We start from the raw sequence: 19,477 nt of genomic DNA, 5'->3' as shown, positions 1-19,477 counted from the left end.
CGTTCCGGCCCCGGCCGCCGATCGCTGGCTGCACGACCCGCTGGCGGTCCCCCCCGAGGTCATCGCCCTGCTGGCGACGATCGCGGAATCCTGCTCGCGATACGCCCTCACCCGCCGCGCCCTGTAGGCCGTGCGTCGCGGATCTCGGACCGCCCGAAAAGCGGGTCCGCGCGGACCGGCCGCCGACGATCCCTCCGTCACCGGCGGGCCTTCAGTTGTTGGCCGCCACGAAGGCGTCGATGATCTTCTTGGAGACCCGGCCGCGCTCGCTGACCTCGTGGCCGTTGGCCCGGGCCCACTCGCGCACCGCCGCCGTGTCCACTCCGGAAGCCGGACCGCGGACCGCGCCGCGCTTCGGCCGCGCCGAGGAACCGTCCGCGCGGTACCTGCGCCCGGCCTCGATGTACTTTTCGAAATCGGATCGCAGCGCCGCCGCGTTCTTGTCGTTCAGGTCGATCACGTAGTCCGTGTTGTCCAGACTGAAATGGATGGTCTGCGTAGCGTCGCCGCCACTGAGGTCGTCTGTCATGACGACCACCGTCTTCTGCGCCATACTCGCCTCTTTCCCGGAGGACCGTCTTGGCACACTAGACAAGCGCATTTCCGCGGTGAATTCAACTCCGAAGCCGCAAAAGCAGGTAACCGTTCCCACTGCGCGTCCGCTACAACACGCGCAGCATCCGGGTGTTGCCCAAAGTGTTCGGCTTGACGCGTTCCAGATCGAGGAACTCCGCGATACCTTCGTCGGCCGACCGCAACAGTTCCGCGGTCACCTCCGGCTCGATCGGCGAGTCCGCCAGCGGGTGGAATCCGTGCCGCTCGAAGAATGCGGTTTCGAAGGTTAGGCAGAACACCCGCCGCACGCCGAGCCAGGAGGCGGTGGCGAGAAGTTTTTCCACAATGGCGTGACCGATGCCGAGTCCGCGGCTGCGCGGATCCACCGCCACCGTCCGCACTTCAGCCAAGTCCCGCCACATGACATGCAACGCGCCACAGCCGACTACAGAAGCGTCGTTATCGCGTTCAGCGACCCAAAACTCCTGAATGTCCTCATATAGCGTCACGGTGGGCTTGTCCAGAAGAATACGGTCGGCCACGTAGACGTCCAGCAGGGCGCGAATCGCGGGAACGTCGGCGGTCCGCGCCCGCCGGACGGTCAGATCATCCACAGCCGCGAGCATAGGGCCTGGCGCGAAGCGCTCTTTACCGGGCGGATGACGGGGACACTCACTGACAGTGCGTCACGCCTTAGGCACGCTCTTCAGGCATCGCACAGTCCCACTCGGGCGGCGATACGCGCCATCCTCCGGTCGAGCGGTGGATGCGTAGGCCGGGGGATGCGGACGGCGGCGTGCCGAGCGCGGCCGGAGCGGCCGTATTCATTTTCATTGTGAGAATCGCCCACTAATCCACAGCCTGTGGATTCGTTCGCGGCGAACCAGCGCAACGCGCTGAGCAGTTCCGGGCCGAGCCCGATGTCGACCGCGAAGGCGTCCACCCGGTACTCGGCGCTGCGCCCGGCCGCGTTCTTGGCGGCGAACGCGGCGACCCCGGGAGCGGCGAACACGACCCGGATCCCGTGGCCGAGGCGGAAGGCCGCGCGTGCACATCCACAGACCCAGCGGCGCGGTCCGTATCCGCCGGCGGGATGCGGTTCCGTGCCCAGGGCGTTCGCGAGCGCCGCGACCGGCGTGGCGAGCAGCGAGCCGAGCAGCGCGATGCCTTGGAGCGGCAGCAGCACCCAGACGAGGAAGGCCGAGACCGAGGTGTGCATGCGCAGATGGTGGCCGAGTTCGTGAGCGAGCACCCCGGCGAGTTCACGGTCGCCGAGCTGGTCGAGCGCCCCGGTCGTCACGCAGATCAGGTCGCGGCCGACCGAGTGCGCGTTGGCCTCGGTGAGGTCCACGACGCGGATACGGAAGCGGCGGCCGCTCACCTCGGCCTGGGTGATGACGTGCCGCCAGATCCGTTCCAGCCGGGCCCGTTCGGCCGCGGTGGGCCGCCGGATGGGCCAGAGCAGCCTCGCCATTGCCAGCTGCACCGGCCGCAGTCCGTAGCAGGCCGCGCTGACGAGCCAGAGGCCGTAGCCGAGCCACAGCGGCGCGCCGAGCGCACGCCGGGCCAGGAGCGCGAGCGGCAGCAGACAGGCCCCGGCGACCGGCAGGAACACCAGCACCAGGGCCAGCGAGCAGAGCGCCGTGCGGTCCGGGCGCGCCACATTGAGCCGGACCGAGCCCGGCCCGCGACAGTCAGGTCTCTCGCCGCGCGCTCTGCGATGCCGGCGCCGCCCGGGACGATCGGTAGCACGTAACACCACGCTGTGCACTGTGGCAGCCGCCGACGGGTGGTGCACATCCACCGAAAGGGTGGTCAACCGATCGAAGAGTTCGTATCAGCAGACAGGTCGACTCAATAGACGAATCGGGCTGTCGGAGTGGCGGGCCGCCCGGGATCAGTCGAAGAGGTCCGAGGAGACCGCCTCGGGATCGACCCCGGCGGCCAGCAGCGCGCTGCGGCTCTCGTCGACCAGCGCGCTCGGCCCGACCAGCACGGCGCCACAGGCTCCCTGCGCGTCGGAGGCGGCCGCGTGCGCGTGGACTGCCGCGAGCGGGTCGCCCACGACCTCCTCGACGGTCATCTCGCCGTGCTCCTCGGCCAGCGCACGCAGCGCGCCGGCGAGATAGTGCGGGCCGTCGTCGGAGGCGAGCACGACCGTCAGTGGTCGCAAATCCCCCGCGGCGATGGCGTGCTGAATCAGAGCGTGGACAGGAGCGGCGCCCGTTCCGTGAGCGACGGCGAGCAGGCGCGAGGTGCGATCCGGTCCGGGGAAGGCGAGTTCGCCCTCTGCGGCGGCGATGCGCAGCCGGTCGCCGACCGCGGTCTGATTCACCAACACCTCGCTCACACCGCCGCAGCGGCCGAGCTGAACGTGGAATTCGACCTCGTCCCCGCCCGAGTCGCCACTGGGCCGGGTGGCGAATGAGAAATCGCGCCATACCCGAGGCAGCGCCGCCGTTTCCACGGCCGAGTACTGCCCGGCGACGTACCGGTACGCGCCCTTGTGCTCCGACTCGGCGAATCGCGAGTCCACTACGGGCTGCGCGACGACGCGCACGATGCCGTCCGCGAGCGTCTCGTGAGCGACGACCTCCGCCTCCCAGTAGGCCGGTCCGAGCGCGTCCGCCTCGGCCACCGCGTCGAGCATCACGTTGGCCACCAAGCCGTATCCGGCATCCCAGGCGGCATTGGTGCGCTCGGTCCACTGATCGCCGCAGTACTGCGCCACGGCGGCCAGCAGGGAGGCGCCGAAAGCCTGGTAGTGCGCGGCGCGCAGGCCGAATTTGCGGTGCCGCAACGCGAGCCGGCGCAGATAAGGCAGGAATTCGTCGAGCTTGTCCAGGTCGCCGACGATCCGCTGCACGGCCTGGAACAGCCGCCGGTGCTGGGTGGCCGCGTCGGCGGAGAAATACTTGCGGTACCGGGGATTGGCCGCGAAGAAATGCTCATAGAACCAAGCGGCCGCCTCGGGCCCGTACGGTTCGATGAGCGCGAAGCTCTCCCGGATCTGCGCGATGAGATCCTCCTGCGCCCACTGCGCGGCGTCCGTCGCGATTCCCGACTCGGCCTCCGCGTCGCAGCTCGCGTCGAAGTCCGCGTAGGCGTCCTGCTTTTGCAATGTGCCCTGCTCTGCTGTCACCACAGCCCTGTCACTCACCCGGGTGAGCTTACCGGGCGGTCCGGGTTCACTTTCCCCGGACCGCACAGTTGACCGGCTTCAGGGCTACCGCCGCGGTCACTTTCAGTGCTCGTCGACCGCAGGTCGGCTGAATATCTTCAACAATAGGTAAAAGGAGGGCAGTACAACCGCCATCCCCAGGCACATCGCTATCAGCATCGCCTCGACGCTCTGTGGCGCCGCCGCCGAACGCACCGCGCTATAAGCGTCAATGCCGCCGGTGCTGACCAGCAGATCCGGGAACTGCGCCGCCGCCCAGCCGCCGAGCACGGTGGCGACTGCGAGCGCGGCGGTGGCGCGCGCGAGCACATAGCGCTCCCGCCACAGCACCAGCAGGCTGGCGATGCCGCAGACCGCCGAGACGGCCGCGAACGGGATGGAGCGATCCGAGAATCGCGCCGCGACGATCGGGGCGTCTCGGTACAGGAACGGCAGCATCGCGACTACCACGGCTCCCGATGCGACCGCCGCGCCGATGGCTTTGCGGCGGAAGACGGGGACCAGGTGCGTCGTGGCAGGGCTCTGCGCGGCGTTGTGGCAGAGGTAAACGGCGGCGAGGAACGCGGTGACCACCACCGCCAGCACTCCGGCGGTCAGTGCGAAGGCGGAGCGGAACGGCTCGGTCGGAGTGCTGTGCGGGCCGAGCGAGCCGGTGGCCAATGCCGCCCCGGAGACGCCGAACATGAACGGGGTCAGCACCGAGGCGCCGGCGAAGATCCGGCCCCACCAGCGGTCCGGGAGCGCTGCGCCCTCGCCGTAGGCGCGGTACACGTACGCGGCGCCGCGCAGCACGATGCCGACGAGGGCGAAGCCGAGCGGCAGTTCCAGCGAGGTGGCGATGGTTCCGAAGGCGGTGGGGAAGGCGCTGAAGACGCTGACGATCACGAAGATGAGCCAGACGTGGTTGGCCTCCCAGACCGGGCCGAGCGAGGCGGCGATCAGGGCGCGCTGCCCCTCCGGGTCGCGCTCCCGCTTCCCGCTCCAGCCCGCCACCAGATCCCAGAAGCCGCCGCCGAAGTCGGCCCCGGCCAGCAGCGCGTACGCGAGCAGGCTCAGCACGATGATCGCGAGCATCGCGTTCACGGCGGTCACCGGGTCACCTCCAGGGCGGGCGTCGGCTCGATGCCGGGTCCGGTCTCTGAGCCGGTCCTGGCGAGCTCGGGCGGGGAACCACTGGCGAGCTTGCGCAGGATGAGGATCAGCGCGACGGCGAGTCCGAGGTAGATCAGGATCGTGGCGAGCAGCGCCCAGCCGAGGCCGGTGCTCTTGGTGGCGGCGTCGGCGACCAGCATCTGCTGGTACACGATCCACGGCTGCCGGCCGCCCTCGGTCACCTCCCAGCCGGCCAGCATCGCGAGCATCGCGGCCGGCCCGCTGAACGCGGCGGCCCACAACCACCGCTTGGTGTGCGCGATCCGGGGCACGACACCGCGCCTGCGGCTACGCAACCAGCGCCACGCGCCCCAGGCTGTGATGAGCAGGATCGCGGTGCCGAGCCCGACCATGGAGTCGAAGGCGAGGTGCACGACCGCCGTCATCGGCTGCTGATTCGCCGGGGTCTGATCCAGCCCGGGCACCACCGCGCCGGGCTTGAAATCCAGCAGCAGAGAGAGCCCGTCGGGAATCGGTACGCCCCCGACGAGCTGGTGCGTCTGGCTGTTGTAGAACCCGCCGATGGTCAGCGGCACGTGTCCGGAGGTGTAGTAGTGCCCCTCCATCGCGGCCAGCTTCGCAGGCTGCGTCGTGGCGACGTCGCGCGCCGCGAAATCGCCGATCAGGAGCTGAACCGGCGCCAGCGCCAGGATGACGGCCATCCCCAGATTCAGACCCTTGCGATGGTATTCGTCGCGGCGCCCGCGCAGCATCCCGATCGCGTACACCGCGGCCACCGCGCCGCCGGTGCACATCAGCGCGGCGACGAACATGTGGCAGACCTCGGTCCACGAGGTGGAGCTCGAGAAGACGGCCCACGGATCCGCGGTGATCTTCCCGTGCGAGACGCCGAGCCCGACCGGGTGGTTCATCCAGGCGTTCGCCATCACCACGAAGAGCGTGGAGAGCGTGCCGGAGATCGCGATCGGCCACAGCACCAGCCAGTGCGCGCGCCGGGAGAGCCGCTTCCAGCCGTAGAGGTAGAGGCCCATGAAGATCGCCTCGGTGAAGAAGGCGAAGGCCTCGAGCGTGAACAGCAGCCCGATCGCGCCGCCGTAGGTGGACATGAAGGTCGGCCACAGCAGGCCGAACTCGAAGGAGAGCACGGTGCCGGACACCGCGCCGATGGCGAAGAGCACCGCCATGACCCGCGCCCACTTGCGGGTCAGCGCGTACCAGACCGGGTCCCCGGTCTTCAGCCAGCGCCGCTCGGCGTAGAGCAGCAGCCAGGGCAACCCGACGCCGAAGACGGCGAACATGATGTGGAAGGACAGGGACAGCGCGGTCTCCACCCGCGCGACGACGAGCCCGGACAATCTCGGCTCCCCTCGGCCCCGTGGGGCGTGTGTCACTCCAGCAAACTTCTACACCCCGTAGAAGTTCTTTCAGCATTAGAGTAGACCCCATGGCTAGGCTCGGCGAACTCGAACGCGCGGTCATGGACGTGCTGTGGAACACACCCGAACCGGTGGCTGCCACCCGGATCGTGGAGGAGCTGCCACGCGAGCACGCCCCCGCGATCACCACGATCCTCACGGTGCTCGACCGCCTCGGCGGCAAGGGCTTCGTCACCCGGGAACGGCACGGCCGCGCCTACCGCTACTCGGCTACCACCAGCCGCGCCGAGCTGATCGCCAGCACCATGCTCGAAGCGCTCGGCACCACCAACGACCGCCGCTCGGCCCTGGTCCACTTCGCCGGCTCGGTGTCGGAGGAGGAGAAGGCGCTGCTGCGCGAACTGCTCGAGGAAGCCCCCGCCAGCTCCTCGAACGCCTGAGCAAGGCGCCGCGCGATGTGGCTGATCGCCGCCGCCTCCTGCGCCGTCATCGCGATCCTGCTGGCCTGGCCGGTGCCGGACGCGCTGTGCACGGCGCACTGGACCCGCCGCTCCCCGCGCGCCGCGATCGTGCTCTGGCAGCTGGTCGGCCTCGTCGGCGGGCTCAGCGCGATCAGCGCTCTGCTCCTGGTCGGCTTCGCGCCGCTGGGCCGGGACCTGGCCGGGGTCAACCTGGTCGCGCTGGTGCTGGCCGCGCTGCTGTTCTCCTGGCTGTTCGGGGTGCTGGCCACCTCGGCCGTGCGGATCGAGCGGCACCTGCGCCGCCAGCGCACCGTGGTGGACCTGCTCGGCCGGGCCGAGGCCGACGGGGTGCGGGTGCTCGACCACCCCGAGCCGCTGGCGTACTGCCTGCCCGGGCCGCAGCCCCGTATCGTGATCACCGACGGCGTGCTGGCCGCGCTGCCGCCGGAGGAGCTGGCCGCCGTGCTGGCCCATGAGCGGGCGCACGCGAAGGGCCGGCACGAGCTGGTCATCCAGCCCTTCGTGGCCTGGCAGTCCGCCCTGCCGTTCCTCGCCCCGGCCCGCCGGGCCACCGCGGCCGTCGCGGAGCTGGTAGAGATGCTGGCCGACGACGCCGCCGCGGCGGCGACCAGCCGGCTGACCGTGGCCCGCGCTCTGGCCAGGGTCGGCGCGGGGCGTCCGCCGGGCGTGGCCGCCTGCGAGCGGGCCGAGGACGCGGCCTCGAACACGGCGGCTCCAGCCTCGGTGCTGGCCCGAGTACGCAGGCTGACCTGAGGAGAGAGCGTGGTTGAACTGAAGACTCCCGGCGAGATCGAGGCGATGCGCGCCGCCGGGCGGGTCGTCGCCGCGGCCCTGGCCGCGGTGCGCGAGCAGGCGGCGGTCGGCACGAAGCTCACCGAGCTCGACGAGGTGGCCCGCGGGGTGCTGCGGTCGGCCGGCGCCACCTCGCCGTTCCTCGGCTACCGGCCGCACTTCGCGCCGATCCCGTTCCCGGCGGTGATCTGCACCTCGGTCAACGACGCGGTACTGCACGGCATCCCGACCGGTTACCGGCTCGCGGACGGCGACCTGCTGAGTGTGGACTGCGGGGCGACGCTGGACGGTTGGACCGGGGACTCGGCGATCTCACTCATCGTCGGGCAGGAGCGGCCCGAGGACCGCCGGCTGATCGACACGGCGTACGCCGCGCTGGACGCCGGAATCGCCGCGGCCGTCGTCGGCGCGAGGATCGGGGACATCTCGGCCGCGATCGGCGCGGTGGGGCGCGCGGGAGGCTACGGCATCAACACGGACTTCGGTGGCCACGGCGTCGGCCACACCATGCACGAGGACCCGTCCGTGCCCAACGAGGGGCGCGCCGGGCGCGGCCTGAAGCTGCGGGCCGGCCTGGTGATCGCGATCGAGCCGTGGTTCCTCGGCGGCGGCAAGGACGAGTACGTGGCCGACGAGGACGGCTGGACCTTGCGCAGCGCCGACGGCAGCCGGACCGTACACGTCGAGCACACGGTCGCGGTGACGGATCAGGGCCCGGTGATCCTCACCGCCCTGTAGTCGGGGCTGTAGTCGGAAGGCCGCAGCCGGCGGCGGCGGGTCTACCCGGCGCCTTCGCCGGCACTAGCCCTTCTGGATGCGCGGATCGGCTTCCTCGGCGGCGCGCTCGCGGGCCTTGGCCGCCGCGCGGCGCTGCGGATTCTGCGAGCGCAGGATCGTGATGACGATGGCGATGAACGCGATCGCCATGACCAGCGGCGGTATCAGGGATTCCAGGTCCTTCACCACTGCGCGCCACACCTCCGCTTCCTGCCCAGCGCACCGTGTGCCCGATGCCGTCCTTCTACTGTGCCACTCGCCGCTGGGTTACCTGCCACCAGGCCACCCGCCACCGGGACTGGGACCGCTACCGGATCGGTGACCGCTACGATCCGGGGCGCACCAGCGGGAAGAGGATAGTCTCGCGGATGTTCTTGCCGGTCAGCATCATGATGAGGCGGTCCATGCCCATGCCCATGCCGCCGGTGGGCGGCATGCCGTACTCCAGGGCGCGCAGGAAGTCCTCGTCCAGCTGCATGGCCTCCTCGTCGCCGCCGGCCGCCAGCAGCGACTGCGCGGTGAGCCGCTCGCGCTGGTCGATCGGGTCGATCAGCTCGGAGAACGCGGTCGCCCGCTCGGTGCCGAGGATCACCAGGTCCCACTTCTCGGCCACGCCGGGGTTGGCGCGGTGCTTGCGGGCCAGCGGCGAGACCTCGGTCGGGTAGTCCATGACGAAGGTCGGGGCGACGATGTTCTCCTCGAGCAGCCGCTCGATCATCTCCAGCACGATCTGCCCGTGGCCCCAGTTCTGCTCGTAGGGCACGTCCGCCTTGTCGGCCAGCTCGCGCAGCCGCTCCACGGAGGTCTCCGGCGTGACCTCTTCGCCGAGGCGCTCCGAGATGCCGCCGTAGACGGTGACCTCCTGCCAGGGCTCGGCCAGGTCGATCTCGTGCTCGACGCCGTGCGCGTCCAGGCCGCGGATGATCGTGTTGCCGTTGACGGCCATCGCGGCGTTCAGGATCAGACGGCGCGTCAGCTCGGCCTGGGTGCGGTAGTCGCCGTAGGCCTCGTAGCACTCGATCGTGGTGAACTCGGGGTTGTGCGTCGCGTCCGCGCCCTCGTTGCGGAAGAGCCGGCCGATCTCGAAGACCCGCTCCGCGCCGCCGACGATCAGCCGCTTGAGCGGCAGCTCGGTCGCGATCCGCAGGTACAGGTCCATGTCGTAGGCGTTGATGTGGGTGCGGAACGGCCGCGCGGTCGCGCCGCCGTGCACCGTCTGCAACACCGGGGTCTCCACCTCGATGTAGCCCTCGGCGTGCATCGTGTCGCGGATCGAGCGGATCATCGCCGAGCGGCTGCGCATCATCGAGCGCGCCTCGGCGTTCACGATCAGGTCCACGTACCGCTGCCGCACCCGCGCCTCCGGGTCGGACAGGCCCTTGTGCTTGTCGGGCAGCGGCCGCAGGCACTTGGAGGTGATCTGCCAGGAGTCCACAAGGATCGACAGCTCACCGCGCCGCGAGGTGATCACCTCGCCGGTGACCCCGACGTGGTCGCCGAGGTCGACGTCCGCCTTCCAGTCCGCCAGCGAGGCCTCGCCGACCCGGTCGAGCGAGACCATCAGCTGGATCTCCGCCTCGGCCTCGCGGACCGTGGCGAAGCACAGCTTGCCGCCGGTGCGCGAGAGCAGCACCCGCCCGGCGATGGAGACGGTGTCGCCGGTGGCGGTGTCCGGGTCGAGGCCCTGGTACTTCTCGCGCACCTCGGCGATCGTCGCGGTGCGCGGATAGCCGACCGGATACGGATCGGCGCCGCGCGCCTTGATCCGCTCCAGCTTCTCCCGCCGCACCCGCATCTGCTCGGGTTCCTCGGACTGGGGGCTGCTGGTGGTCGGCTCGTCGCTCATGGGCACAAGGATAAGGGGCCGTGGGAAACGGATTCGCCCGCCTGCGGCGTCTTGGCGCGCCCAGCCGCGGCGGTCAGGTGGTGCCGATGTTGCGCTCGTAGACCAGGCGCAGCCCGATCAGGGTGAGCCAGGGCTCGTGCGCGTCGATGACCTCGGCCTCCTCCAGCACCAGCGGGGCCAGGCCGCCGGTAGCCACGACGGTGACGTCGTTCGGGTCGTCGGCCAGCTCCTCCGCCATCCGATTGACCACGCCGTCGATCTGCCCGGCGAAGCCGTAGAGGATGCCAGCCTGCATGCACTCCACCGTGTTCTTGCCGATCACCGAGCGCGGCCGGGCCAGCTCGATCTTGCGCAGCTGCGCGCCACGGGCGCCGAGCGCGTCCACCGAGATCTGAATGCCCGGGGCGATCGCGCCACCGATCCACTCGCCACGCGCCGAGATCGCGTCAAAGGAGGTCGCGGTACCCAGATCCACCACGATGCACGGCGAACCGTACAAGTGGACGGCGGCCAGCGCGTTGATGATCCGGTCGGTGCCGACCTCCTTGGGGTTGTCCACCAGCACCGGCATGCCGGTCTTCACGCCCGGCTCGACCACGAGCGAGGGGATGTCGCCGTAATAGCGGCGGATCATGTCCCGCATCTCCTGGAGCACGGACGGCACCGTGGAGCACAGCGCTATCCCGTCCACTCCGCCGTCGCCCACCAGCGGGTGATTGTGCATCAGGCCTTGGAACAGCACGGCGTGCTCATCGGCGGTGCGCTGGGGATCGGTGGACACCCGCCAGTGCTCGACGATCTCGTCGCCCTCGAACAGGCCGAGCACCGTTTGGGAGTTACCGATGTCGATCGTGAGCAGCATGGCTGGGGCTCCGGTGGGGGAAGCGCCGGGAGGTTTCGGCAGGGTCTATTCAGCGTGGGTGGTACGGCGGTGCGGTCGTTCAAGTGTTCGGCTGTGCGGTACCGCGGTCGGAGCCTAGGTGGTGCGGAAGTCGCAGCCGACGTCCAGGATCGGCGCGGAGTGGGTCAGTGCGCCGACGGAAAGATAGTCGACTCCGGTCTCGGCGGCGGCGCGGGCCTGGTCGAGGGTCAACCCGCCGCTCGCCTCCAGCCTGGTGCGGCCGTACGGCTCGTTGCGGCCGACCAGCAGCACCGCGGCGCGCATCCGCTCCGGGGTGAAGTTGTCCAGCAGCACCAACTGCGCCCCGGCGTCGACCACCGGCAGCAACTGGTCGAGCGTATCGACTTCCACCTCGATCGGCAGCTCCGGGTAACGCTTGCGGACCGCTTCGAAGGCCTCGACCACGCCTCCGGCCGCGACCACATGGTTGTCCTTGACCATGGCCGCGTCCGAGAGCGACATCCGGTGGTTCACCCCGCCGCCGCAGCGCACCGCGTACTTCTCCAGTTTGCGCAGGCCGGGCGTCGTTTTGCGGGTGTCGCGGATCTTCGCGCCGGTGCCTTCGACCGCGTCGACCCAGCGACGGGTCAAGGTCGCGATGCCGGAGAGGTGGCACAGCAGGTTGAGCGTGGTACGTTCGGCGGTCAGCAGGTCGCGGACCCGGCCGGAGACGGTGAACAGCACCGTGCCGGCTTCGACCCGTGCTCCGTCCTGGACGTGGAATTCGACCTCCGCGTCGCCGCCGGAGAGCAGGTCGAGCACCGCGGCGGCCACCGGGATGCCGGCGGCGACGCCGGGGGCACGCACGGTGAAGTCGGCGACGGCCTGTGCGGTCTCGTCGACCGTGGCGATCGTGGTCACGTCTTCGCCGCCGTCCAGGTCCTCGTCGACGGCGTTGCGCACGACCCGCTCGACGTATTCGGGGTCAAGCCCCGCGTCGGTGAGCAGCTGCGCGATCTGAGCCGAGATCACCGAGCCTCCTTCTTGCCGGATACGAAATCGGCACTCTGGTGCACCGGAACGCGTGTGATCTGCACGCCCTCCGCCGTCGCCTGCGCGATCTGACGAACTCGCCAGTGTTCGTCGTCGGTCGCGGGGAAATCCTCCCGCCAATGCGAGCCGCGCGTCTCCTCCCGGAGCGTGGCGGCCTCGGCCAGCACCGTGGCCACCTGCTGGAGGTTGGTCGCCTCCCAGGCCTCGGCGCGCGGGTCGTCGTCGGTCCGCTCCAGCAGGGCGCGCAGATCCGCGGCGGTGCGCGCCAGTGAGTCCGCGCTGCGCAGCACTCCGGCACCGGCGCTCATCGCCTGCTGCGTCGCGTGCCGCACCGAGGGGTCGAGCAGCACCTGCGGGCGCTGGTCCGCCACCGGTTCGCCAGGCGGCTGATCGCCGTCGGGGCCGAAGGCGCGCACCAGGTCCCGGCCGATCCGGTCGGCGAAGACCAGGCCCTCGAGCAGCGAGTTGGAGGCCAGCCGGTTCGCGCCGTGCACGCCGGTGCAGGCGGTCTCGCCGCAGGCGTAGAGGCCCGGGATCGAGGTGCGGCCCCAGTGGTCGGTGAGCACGCCGCCGGAGGCGTAGTGCTCGGCCGGGGCGACCGGGATCAGGTCCCTGACCGGGTCGATGCCGAGCTGGTGCAGCGACTCCCAGATGGTGGGGAAGCGGCCGCGCCACTTGTCCTCGCCGAAGTGGCGAGTGTCCAGCCACAGGTGGTCGAGGCCCTGCTCGTTGGCCCGCCGCATGATGGCCTTGGCGACGATGTCGCGCGGCGCGAGGTCGGCCAGCTCGTGCAGCCCGGTCATGAAGCGCTCGCCCTTGGCGTCCACGAGGAAGGCTCCCTCGCCGCGCACCGCCTCGGAGATCAGCTGCTGCTGGCCGCGCGCCCCGTCGCCGAGCCAGAGCACGGTCGGGTGGAACTGCACGAATTCGAGGTCCGCGACCTTCGCCCCGGCGCGCAGTGCGAGCGCGACGCCGTCGCCGGTGGCCACCGACGGGTTGGTGGTGGCCGTGAAGACCTGTCCGAGTCCGCCGGTGGCGAGCACGATGGCGCGGGCGTGTACCGCACCGACGCCGTCGCGTGCGCCTTCGCCGAGCACGTGCAGGGTAAGCCCGGCGGCCCGGCCGTCGGCATCGGTGAGCAGGTCGAGCACGAGGGCGTGGTCGATGACCTCGATCTCGTCGACCAGCTGGTCGAGCCGGGCCAGCAGCGCGCGGGACACCTCGGCGCCGGTCGCGTCCCCGCCGGCGTGGATGATCCGGTCGGCGTGGTGGCCGCCCTCGCGGCCGAGCGCGATGCTTCCGTCGGAACGGCGGTCGAACTCGGCGCCGCGGTTGATCAACAGGTTGCGTACCGCCGCCGGTCCCTCGGTGACCAGGATGCGCACCGTCTCCGGATCGCAGAGCCCTGCGCCGGCGGTGAGCGTGTCGGCCAGGTGCGCCTCGGGGGTGTCGCCGATGCCGAGCGCGGCGGCTATCCCGCCCTGCGCCCAGCGGGTCGAGCCGTCCGAGGGCTGCGCCTTGGTCACCAGCAGCACCGAGCCGGCGTGCCTGGCGGCCAGCGCTGCGGTGAGGCCGGCGATGCCGGAGCCGACGACCACGGTGTCGGCGCAGGCGGTCCAGCCGGGCGCGGGCGCCAGCAGCCTCGATATGCGGGTCATGTCGCCTCACCGGTGATAGTCAGCGGGACATTGTCGATGAGCCGGGTCGTGCCGATCCGGGCGGCGATCGCGAGGATGGCGTTGCCGGTGTAGTCCTCGCGCAGATCCTGAAAGTTTCCCGGATCGACCAGCGCGAGGTAGTCGAGCGCGAGCGGCGGTTCGGCGCGTGCCGCCTCGTCGATCACGGCGTGGGCCGCTTCCAGCACGGCGGGCACGGTCGGCCGGGTCGCGCCCTCGGCCAGCGCGCGGCTGAGCGCGAGCGCGGTCTGCCGCTCGGGGGCGGAGAGGTAGCGGTTGCGGCTGGAGAGCGCCAGGCCGTCCGGCTCGCGCACGGTCCGCACGCCGACGATCTCCACCGGCAGGTTGAAGTCCAGCGCCATCCGCCGGATCAGGGCGAGCTGCTGGGCGTCCTTCTGCCCGAAGAAGGCCACGTCCGGTCCGGTCAGGTTCAGCAGCTTGTTGACGACAGTGAGCATCCCGGCGAAATGCCCGGGCCGGAAGGCGCCCTCCAGCACCTCGCCCATCGGGCCCGGGTCGACCATCACCATCGGCGTGCCGCCGGGATAGACCTCCTCGACCGAGGGCGCGAAGACCACGTCGACGTCGGCGGCCTCGCACAGCTTCAGATCCTCGGCGAGGGTGCGGGGGTAGCGCGAGTAGTCCTCGGTAGGGCCGAACTGGAGCGGATTGACGAAGATGGTCACGATGACGGTCTTGGCCGCCTGCCTGGCCGCCTGGATCAGGGCGAGGTGCCCGTCGTGCAGCGCGCCCATCGTCATCACGACGGCCGTGTCGCCGAAGCGCCCGGCGCGGGCCGCCCCGAGGTCGGCGCGGGTGTGCACCACCCTGGTCACTGGCCCTCTCCCTTCGAACGCGATTCGCTCAGCACGCCGAGCAGCGGCTCGGCCTGCTCGGCGGTGAGCATCCCGGCGGCCAGCGCCCGGTCGGCGGTCAGCCGGGCCATCGCCAGGTACGCGGCGCGCACCGGGCCGTGCGGGGTGACCCGGTCCAGTTCCTCCAGGTGTGCTGCCACCGTGCCGGCGTCGCCGCGCGCGACCGGTCCGGTCAGCGCCGCGTCGCCGGAGCGCAGCGCGTTGTCCAGCGCGGCCGACAGCAGCGGCGCGAGCATGTGGTTCGGCTGGTTGACCCCGCTGGCGCGCAGCAGGTCGGCGGCCTGGGCGACGAGCGTGACCAGGTAGTTCGCGCCGGAGGCGAGGGCCGCGTGGTAGAGCGGGCGGCTCTCCTCGGCGATCCACTCCGGCTCCCCGCCCATCTCCACCACGAGCGTCTCGGCCATCGGGCGGAACTGCACGGGCGCGGTGACCCCGAACGAGCAGCCGCTCAGCCGGGCCAGGTCGACGTCGGTGCCGGTGAACGTCATGACCGGATGCAGCGCGAGCGGCAGCGCCCCGGCCTTGCGCACCGGATCGAGCACCCCGATGCCGTAGCGGCCGGAGGTGTGCACGACGACCTTGCCGGGTTGGATCGCGCCGGTCGCGACCAGTCCCGCGGCGAGTTGTCCCAGGGCGTCGTCGGGCGCCGTGAGCAGCAACAGTTCGGCCTGCGTCGCCACTTCCTGCGCGGGCAGCAGCGGAACGCCGGGCAGCAGGTCGGCGGCCCGGCGCTGGGAGCGTTCGGAGACCCCGGAAGCCGCGACCACGCTGTGCCCGGCGCGGGCCAGGGCGGCGCCGAGTACCGGGCCGACCCTCCCCGCGCCCACGATGCCGATCGTGAAGCGGCCGGGGCGGGACGTCGTGGCAGCGTCCGGTGGCTGCGTTGGCGAGCCGTCCACGCCCTCACTCCTCGTCTTGCGTTCCAGTCCCTCAGGTACCGGACGTTGGCACAAGCGTACGCGCCTGCGGCGACACACGCTGTCGGCGATCTGCCGCCGGACGGCGGCGGCACTCCCGGACCCGGCGGCGATGCAGGACAATGGTGATCATGTCGGGTGAGGAAGGCCGGTACGCCGCCGCCCTGGTCAACCGGGCGCGCGACCGGATCAACCGGGGCGCGCAGTGGCCGCTCGGCCCGGCCCTGCGCTCGTACCGGCTGCACGGTCTCGAGCACTGGCTGATCCGGGAACGAGACGCCTTCGTGCAGACCGCGAAGGCGGCCCTGGCCGCGGCGATCGCCTGGGAGCTGGCCGCGGAGCTGCTGCGGGTGCGCGACCCGGTGCTCGCGTCGGTCGCCGCGCTGGTCGTGGTGCAGGTGACGCTCTATCAGTCGGTGCGCCGGGCGATCCAATACAGTGCCGGGATCGTCGCCGGGATGGTCGGCGCGCTGGCCATCGGACGCTATCTCGGCGTCAATATGCTGACGATGTCGCTGATCGTCGTCTTCGGCCTCGTGCTCGGCCGCACGCTGCAGCTGGGCACGCAGGTGACGCAGGTCGCGGTGACCGGGCTGCTGGTGCTGGCCTTCGGCAGCAGCTACGGCATGGTCCGGGTGCTCGACAGCGTGATCGGCGCGGCGATCGGCGTCCTGGTCAACACCGTGGTCGCGCCGCCGGCCTTCGCAAGGACCGCGGCCAAGGAGCTGGCCGACCTGGCCGACGACCTGGCCGCGCTGTGTGGCTCTGTGGCCAAGCGACTGCGCGACGACTGGGATCACGACCAGGCCCGCAGCTGGCTCAGCCGCAGCCGGGAGCTGGCCGCCTCCGCCCGCGCGGCACGCAAGATCGCCGAGCAGGCAGAGGAGTCGCTCAAGTACCACCCGCGCAAGTCGGTACACCTTGATGACGTGCACCGGGTGGACGAGGCTGCGATCGCGCTCGACCACGTCGCCACGCAGCTCAACAGCCTGATGCGTGGCCTGTCCGACCTGACCGCGGACTTCGCCGGAATCCCGGCAGCGCACCGCTCGCTCCCGCTGGAGCTGGTGCGGCTGCTCGACGATTCGGCAAAGGCGCTGAACGCGTTCGGCCGTCTGCAGCTGCCGGACAAGGCCAGTCCGCGCGTGTACGAGGAACTCAGCCGGCTGATCAAGTCCTCGAAGCCACACGCCCGCGAGGCCGCGCAGGCGATGCACCCGGACGATGACGCGCCGACGATGCTGTGGTCGATCCACGGCGCGCTGCTCGACGATTCACGTCGGATGCTGCGTGAACTCGATCCGGACGACGGCCCGCACCGCGAAGGCATCCCGGCGCATCTGCGCGCCTATTCGGCACACCCATCGCGGCAGCCGGCATAACGCACCCTTCGACGCATTACCTGTTACCTGCCGGAAGGTGCGTTACGCACAGGGGCGCTGCTAGTGCCCGGGACGAACCAGCCCAGTCTCGTACGCGAGGACGACCGCCTGGACCCGGTCGCGCAGGTCCAGCTTCATCAGGATCCTGCCGACGTGCGTCTTGACCGTCGCCTCGGACAGCACCAGCCTGGCGGCTATCTCCGAATTGGACAGGCCCTGCGCGACCAGTCCGAGCACTTCCCGCTCGCGCTCGGTGAGCACGGAAAGCGTCGGCGGCGCAGGAGCGCTGGTGGAGGGCAGCATCGGGGCGAAACGGTCGAGCAGCCGCCGGGTCGTCGAGGGCGCGACCACGGCGTCGCCGCTGTGCACTGCGCGGATCGCGGAGAGCAGCTCGGTGGGCGGCACGTCCTTGAGCAAGAAGCCGCTCGCGCCGGCCTTGATCGCGGCGAAGGCGTATTCGTCGAGGTCGAAGGTGGTCAGGATGAGCACTTTGGGATGCGAGCCCGGCAGCGTGCTCGCGCCGCCGTCGCCGAGCAGGCGGCGCGTCGCCTCCACGCCGTCGAGGGCGGGCATGCGCACGTCCATCAGCACGACGTCGGCGTCCACCTGCGCGAGCAGCTCCAGCGCGGAAATGCCGTCCGCGGCCTCGCCGACGACCTCCATGTCCTGCTGCGCGTCCAGGATCATGCGGAATCCGGTGCGCAGCAGTTCCTGGTCGTCTACCAGCACGACGCGGATCTTCGTGCCCTCGCGGGTCATAGTCCCCTCGGCCATCATTCGCCCCTCGTCATCGCGCTGCGTTGCTGTCCAGCCTGGTTCGGCTTCAGGCCGCGTCTCGTATCAGCGCGGCGCGATACGGCAGGACGGCTTCGACTTGGTAGCCGCCTTCGAGCCGTGGACCGGCTTGCAGTGCTCCCCCGTACATCGCCACCCGTTCCCTCATTCCGGTCAGCCCGTTGCCCTTGCCGTCGGTCAGCGCCGAGGCGCCCCGGCCGTCGTCGCGTACCAGCATCCGTAGCTCGTCCTCACCGTAGTGCAGCGAGACCTGAGCGCTCACGCGCGGACCGCCGTGCTTGCGGGTGTTAGTCAGGGACTCCTGCACGATGCGGTACGCCGCGAGCGCCATGCCTTGCGGCAGCGGAACCGGCACTCCTTCGACCTTGAAGTCGACCGCGATGCCGGTTGCCCGCACCTGCTCCAGCAGATCCTCGAGCTGGTCGACGCCCGGCTGCGGCGCCCGATCCGCGGTGTTGCCCTCGGACCGCAGGACGCCGATCAGCCGACGCATCTCCGCGAGAGCGGAACGACCCGTCTCGGCGATGGTCCCGAGCGCTCGGCGCGTCGTCTCCGGCGACGTGTCGAGTGCGTAGGAAGCGCCCTCTGCCTGAACGACCATGACGGACACATGGTGCGCAACCACGTCGTGCAACTCGCGCGCGATACGGGCGCGCTCGGCTGCGGCGCCGATTTGTGCTTGCTGGTCCCGTTCCCGTTCCAACCGCCGTGCCTTGTCTTCCAAGTCGAGGTAGTAAGCGCGTCGGTACCGCATCGAGTCGCCTAGTACCCAGGCGATGATCAGCGGTGCGACGAACACGCAGTAGACGAAGACCCAGTCGAAGGATGAATTGTTCTGCCGTGCCGGCGCGGTAATCCACTGGGTGAGTGCGACGCCGACCCCGACCATCCCAACGCCGAGCCCCACGAGCGAGAGTCGCCGAGGGCGGTACGCGGCGTACGCGTACATCGCCATAGGCACGGCCAGGGCTGACACTGTCGGCCGGTGGCCCCACAGGGCTTCGACCGCTCCGAAGGCGTATACGGCCCAGAAGGAGACCGTCGGGTACCGGCGGCGGAAGAGCAGCGGCGCGCCGATGAGGACCCCGGCAACGGTCGGGAGGAACGGATTGCGCTCGAAGACCGAGAGCACGCCGAAGAACACCATGACGGCCGCCATCACCCCGTCGACCAGCGTCGGGTGTCTTTGGAGCCATACGTACACGCGCGTCACAACACGAGCGTACGAAATCCCCGAGATCCTGCCCATGCGCCGCCGGGCCGAACTGTGAGCTCATCCCGCAGCGGTACGGTCTCATCCCATGGTGGGACGCACGCAGGGACAGAGGCAGGGACACAGGCAGGCGGCCGAGACGGGATTCCTCCCGTGGTCGCTGGCAATGGAGCGAGCGCTGTACGGCCGGGATGGGTTCTACCGGGGAGGGCAAGGCCCGGCCGCGCACTTCAGGACCTCGGTGCACGCCTCGCCGCTCTTCGCGACTGCGGTCGTGCGCCTGCTGTGCGAGGTCGATGAGGCGCTAGGCAGGCCGGAGGAAATCGCGCTGGTGGACGTAGGCGCCGGGCGCGGTGAACTGCTGGACGCGGTGCGCGCCCTCCTCGAATACCCCGCAGCACTCGCCTCGACCAACCAGCCAACGCAACCCGCCACAGCATCAGGCCCAGCGAACCAGCCAATGCAACCCGCCGCAGCACCCGGCTCACCCAACCAGCCGGCCCAGCCCGCCGCCCCACCCAGCCCGCCCAACCAGCCGACGCAACCCGCCACCCCACCCAGCCCGGCCAACCAGCCAACCCAACCCGCCACAGTCCCGGGCCC

19 protein-coding genes and 1 pseudogene are annotated in these 19,477 nt (G+C 70.6%); 5 read left to right on the top strand and 15 right to left on the bottom strand.

Translation table 11 applies throughout. The annotated features are described in order from the left end of the window. Positions 1-211: 211 nt before the first annotated feature. The 6 genes from VFA06_RS14635 to VFA06_RS14610 form a co-directional block, all read right to left on the bottom strand. Positions 212-553 (bottom strand): Lsr2 family protein, encoded by a 342-nt coding sequence (locus tag VFA06_RS14635; RefSeq protein ID WP_324841102.1) that lies wholly within the window; start codon positions 551-553, stop codon positions 212-214. 109 nt (positions 554-662) lie between these two features. Then, on the bottom strand, positions 663-1,181 hold the full coding sequence (locus tag VFA06_RS14630; RefSeq protein ID WP_349260185.1) for an amino-acid N-acetyltransferase: 519 nt from the start codon (positions 1,179-1,181) through the stop codon (positions 663-665). Positions 1,182-1,261: 80 nt separating this feature from the next. Next, positions 1,262-2,218, bottom strand: coding sequence for a M48 family metalloprotease (locus tag VFA06_RS14625; RefSeq protein ID WP_324841100.1), 957 nt, complete (start codon positions 2,216-2,218; stop codon positions 1,262-1,264). A 234-nt stretch (positions 2,219-2,452) separates the two neighbouring features. Then, positions 2,453-3,715, bottom strand: a complete 1,263-nt coding sequence (locus VFA06_RS14620) for a globin domain-containing protein (RefSeq protein ID WP_324841099.1) — start codon at positions 3,713-3,715, stop codon at positions 2,453-2,455. Positions 3,716-3,799: 84 nt separating this feature from the next. Then, positions 3,800-4,828, bottom strand: a complete 1,029-nt coding sequence (locus tag VFA06_RS14615) for a cytochrome d ubiquinol oxidase subunit II (protein WP_324841098.1) — start codon at positions 4,826-4,828, stop codon at positions 3,800-3,802. After that, positions 4,825-6,204, bottom strand: coding sequence for a cytochrome ubiquinol oxidase subunit I (locus VFA06_RS14610; RefSeq protein WP_324841097.1), 1,380 nt, complete (start codon positions 6,202-6,204; stop codon positions 4,825-4,827). The genes VFA06_RS14615 and VFA06_RS14610 overlap by 4 nt, the downstream gene beginning before the upstream one ends. Positions 6,205-6,293: 89 nt before the next feature. Here VFA06_RS14610 and VFA06_RS14605 point away from each other — a divergent pair, with 89 nt between their 5' ends. From VFA06_RS14605 to map, 3 genes are read left to right on the top strand one after another with little or no spacing between them, the layout of a single operon-like run. After that, entirely contained in the window at positions 6,294-6,665 is a 372-nt protein-coding gene (locus tag VFA06_RS14605) for a BlaI/MecI/CopY family transcriptional regulator (RefSeq protein ID WP_324841096.1), read from the top strand. Between the two features lie 15 nt (positions 6,666-6,680). Continuing rightward, on the top strand, positions 6,681-7,460 hold the full coding sequence (locus VFA06_RS14600; protein ID WP_324841095.1) for a M56 family metallopeptidase: 780 nt from the start codon (positions 6,681-6,683) through the stop codon (positions 7,458-7,460). Positions 7,461-7,469: 9 nt separating this feature from the next. Continuing rightward, positions 7,470-8,237, top strand: a complete 768-nt coding sequence (gene map, locus VFA06_RS14595; protein ID WP_324841094.1) for a type I methionyl aminopeptidase — start codon at positions 7,470-7,472, stop codon at positions 8,235-8,237. A 63-nt stretch (positions 8,238-8,300) separates the two neighbouring features. On the opposite strand, the gene VFA06_RS14590 is transcribed toward map, so the two are convergent. The 7 genes from VFA06_RS14590 to VFA06_RS14560 form a co-directional block, all read right to left on the bottom strand. Further along, positions 8,301-8,477: a hypothetical protein gene (locus VFA06_RS14590; RefSeq protein WP_324841093.1), complete on the bottom strand. Its 177-nt coding sequence runs from the start codon at positions 8,475-8,477 to the stop codon at positions 8,301-8,303. 124 nt (positions 8,478-8,601) lie between these two features. Continuing rightward, positions 8,602-10,122 carry a bifunctional lysylphosphatidylglycerol synthetase/lysine--tRNA ligase LysX gene (gene lysX, locus VFA06_RS14585; RefSeq protein ID WP_324841092.1) on the bottom strand — a complete coding sequence of 507 codons (1,521 nt, stop codon included), beginning with the start codon at positions 10,120-10,122 and terminating at the stop codon, positions 8,602-8,604. 73 nt (positions 10,123-10,195) lie between these two features. Continuing rightward, positions 10,196-10,984, bottom strand: coding sequence for a type III pantothenate kinase (locus VFA06_RS14580; protein WP_324841091.1), 789 nt, complete (start codon positions 10,982-10,984; stop codon positions 10,196-10,198). A 114-nt stretch (positions 10,985-11,098) separates the two neighbouring features. Beyond that, the gene (nadC, locus tag VFA06_RS14575; protein WP_414639894.1) at positions 11,099-12,016 is read right to left on the bottom strand and encodes a carboxylating nicotinate-nucleotide diphosphorylase; all 918 of its coding nucleotides are present in this window, start codon (positions 12,014-12,016) and stop codon (positions 11,099-11,101) included. Next, positions 11,992-13,674: an L-aspartate oxidase gene (locus tag VFA06_RS14570; RefSeq protein WP_324841089.1), complete on the bottom strand. Its 1,683-nt coding sequence runs from the start codon at positions 13,672-13,674 to the stop codon at positions 11,992-11,994. Before VFA06_RS14570 ends, nadC begins: the two co-directional genes overlap by 25 nt. Next, positions 13,671-14,528 (bottom strand): pantoate--beta-alanine ligase, encoded by an 858-nt coding sequence (panC, locus tag VFA06_RS14565; protein ID WP_324841088.1) that lies wholly within the window; start codon positions 14,526-14,528, stop codon positions 13,671-13,673. The genes VFA06_RS14570 and panC overlap by 4 nt, the downstream gene beginning before the upstream one ends. Continuing rightward, entirely contained in the window at positions 14,525-15,466 is a 942-nt protein-coding gene (locus VFA06_RS14560; RefSeq protein WP_324841087.1) for a Rossmann-like and DUF2520 domain-containing protein, read from the bottom strand. Before VFA06_RS14560 ends, panC begins: the two co-directional genes overlap by 4 nt. Before the next feature lie 149 nt (positions 15,467-15,615). Here VFA06_RS14560 and VFA06_RS14555 point away from each other — a divergent pair, with 149 nt between their 5' ends. Further along, the gene (locus VFA06_RS14555; RefSeq protein ID WP_324841086.1) at positions 15,616-16,866 is read left to right on the top strand and encodes an FUSC family protein; all 1,251 of its coding nucleotides are present in this window, start codon (positions 15,616-15,618) and stop codon (positions 16,864-16,866) included. 60 nt (positions 16,867-16,926) lie between these two features. Here the strand turns inward: VFA06_RS14555 and VFA06_RS14550 are convergent, their stop codons facing one another. Both VFA06_RS14550 and VFA06_RS14545 read right to left on the bottom strand, forming a co-directional pair. Beyond that, positions 16,927-17,640: a response regulator transcription factor gene (locus VFA06_RS14550; protein WP_324841085.1), complete on the bottom strand. Its 714-nt coding sequence runs from the start codon at positions 17,638-17,640 to the stop codon at positions 16,927-16,929. Positions 17,641-17,689: 49 nt separating this feature from the next. After that, complete coding sequence (locus VFA06_RS14545) at positions 17,690-18,874, bottom strand: sensor histidine kinase (RefSeq protein WP_324841084.1); 1,185 nt, start codon at positions 18,872-18,874, stop codon at positions 17,690-17,692. Positions 18,875-18,962: 88 nt separating this feature from the next. On the opposite strand from VFA06_RS14545, the pseudogene VFA06_RS14540 reads away from it, so the two are divergent. After that, positions 18,963-19,477 (top strand): annotated as a pseudogene (locus VFA06_RS14540) (hypothetical protein); the annotation flags it as partial.

This window comes from Actinocrinis sp. (assembly GCF_035653575.1).
Lineage (GTDB): Bacteria > Actinomycetota > Actinomycetes > Streptomycetales > Catenulisporaceae > Actinocrinis.
This window is presented reverse-complemented; position numbering and strand designations above follow the sequence as displayed.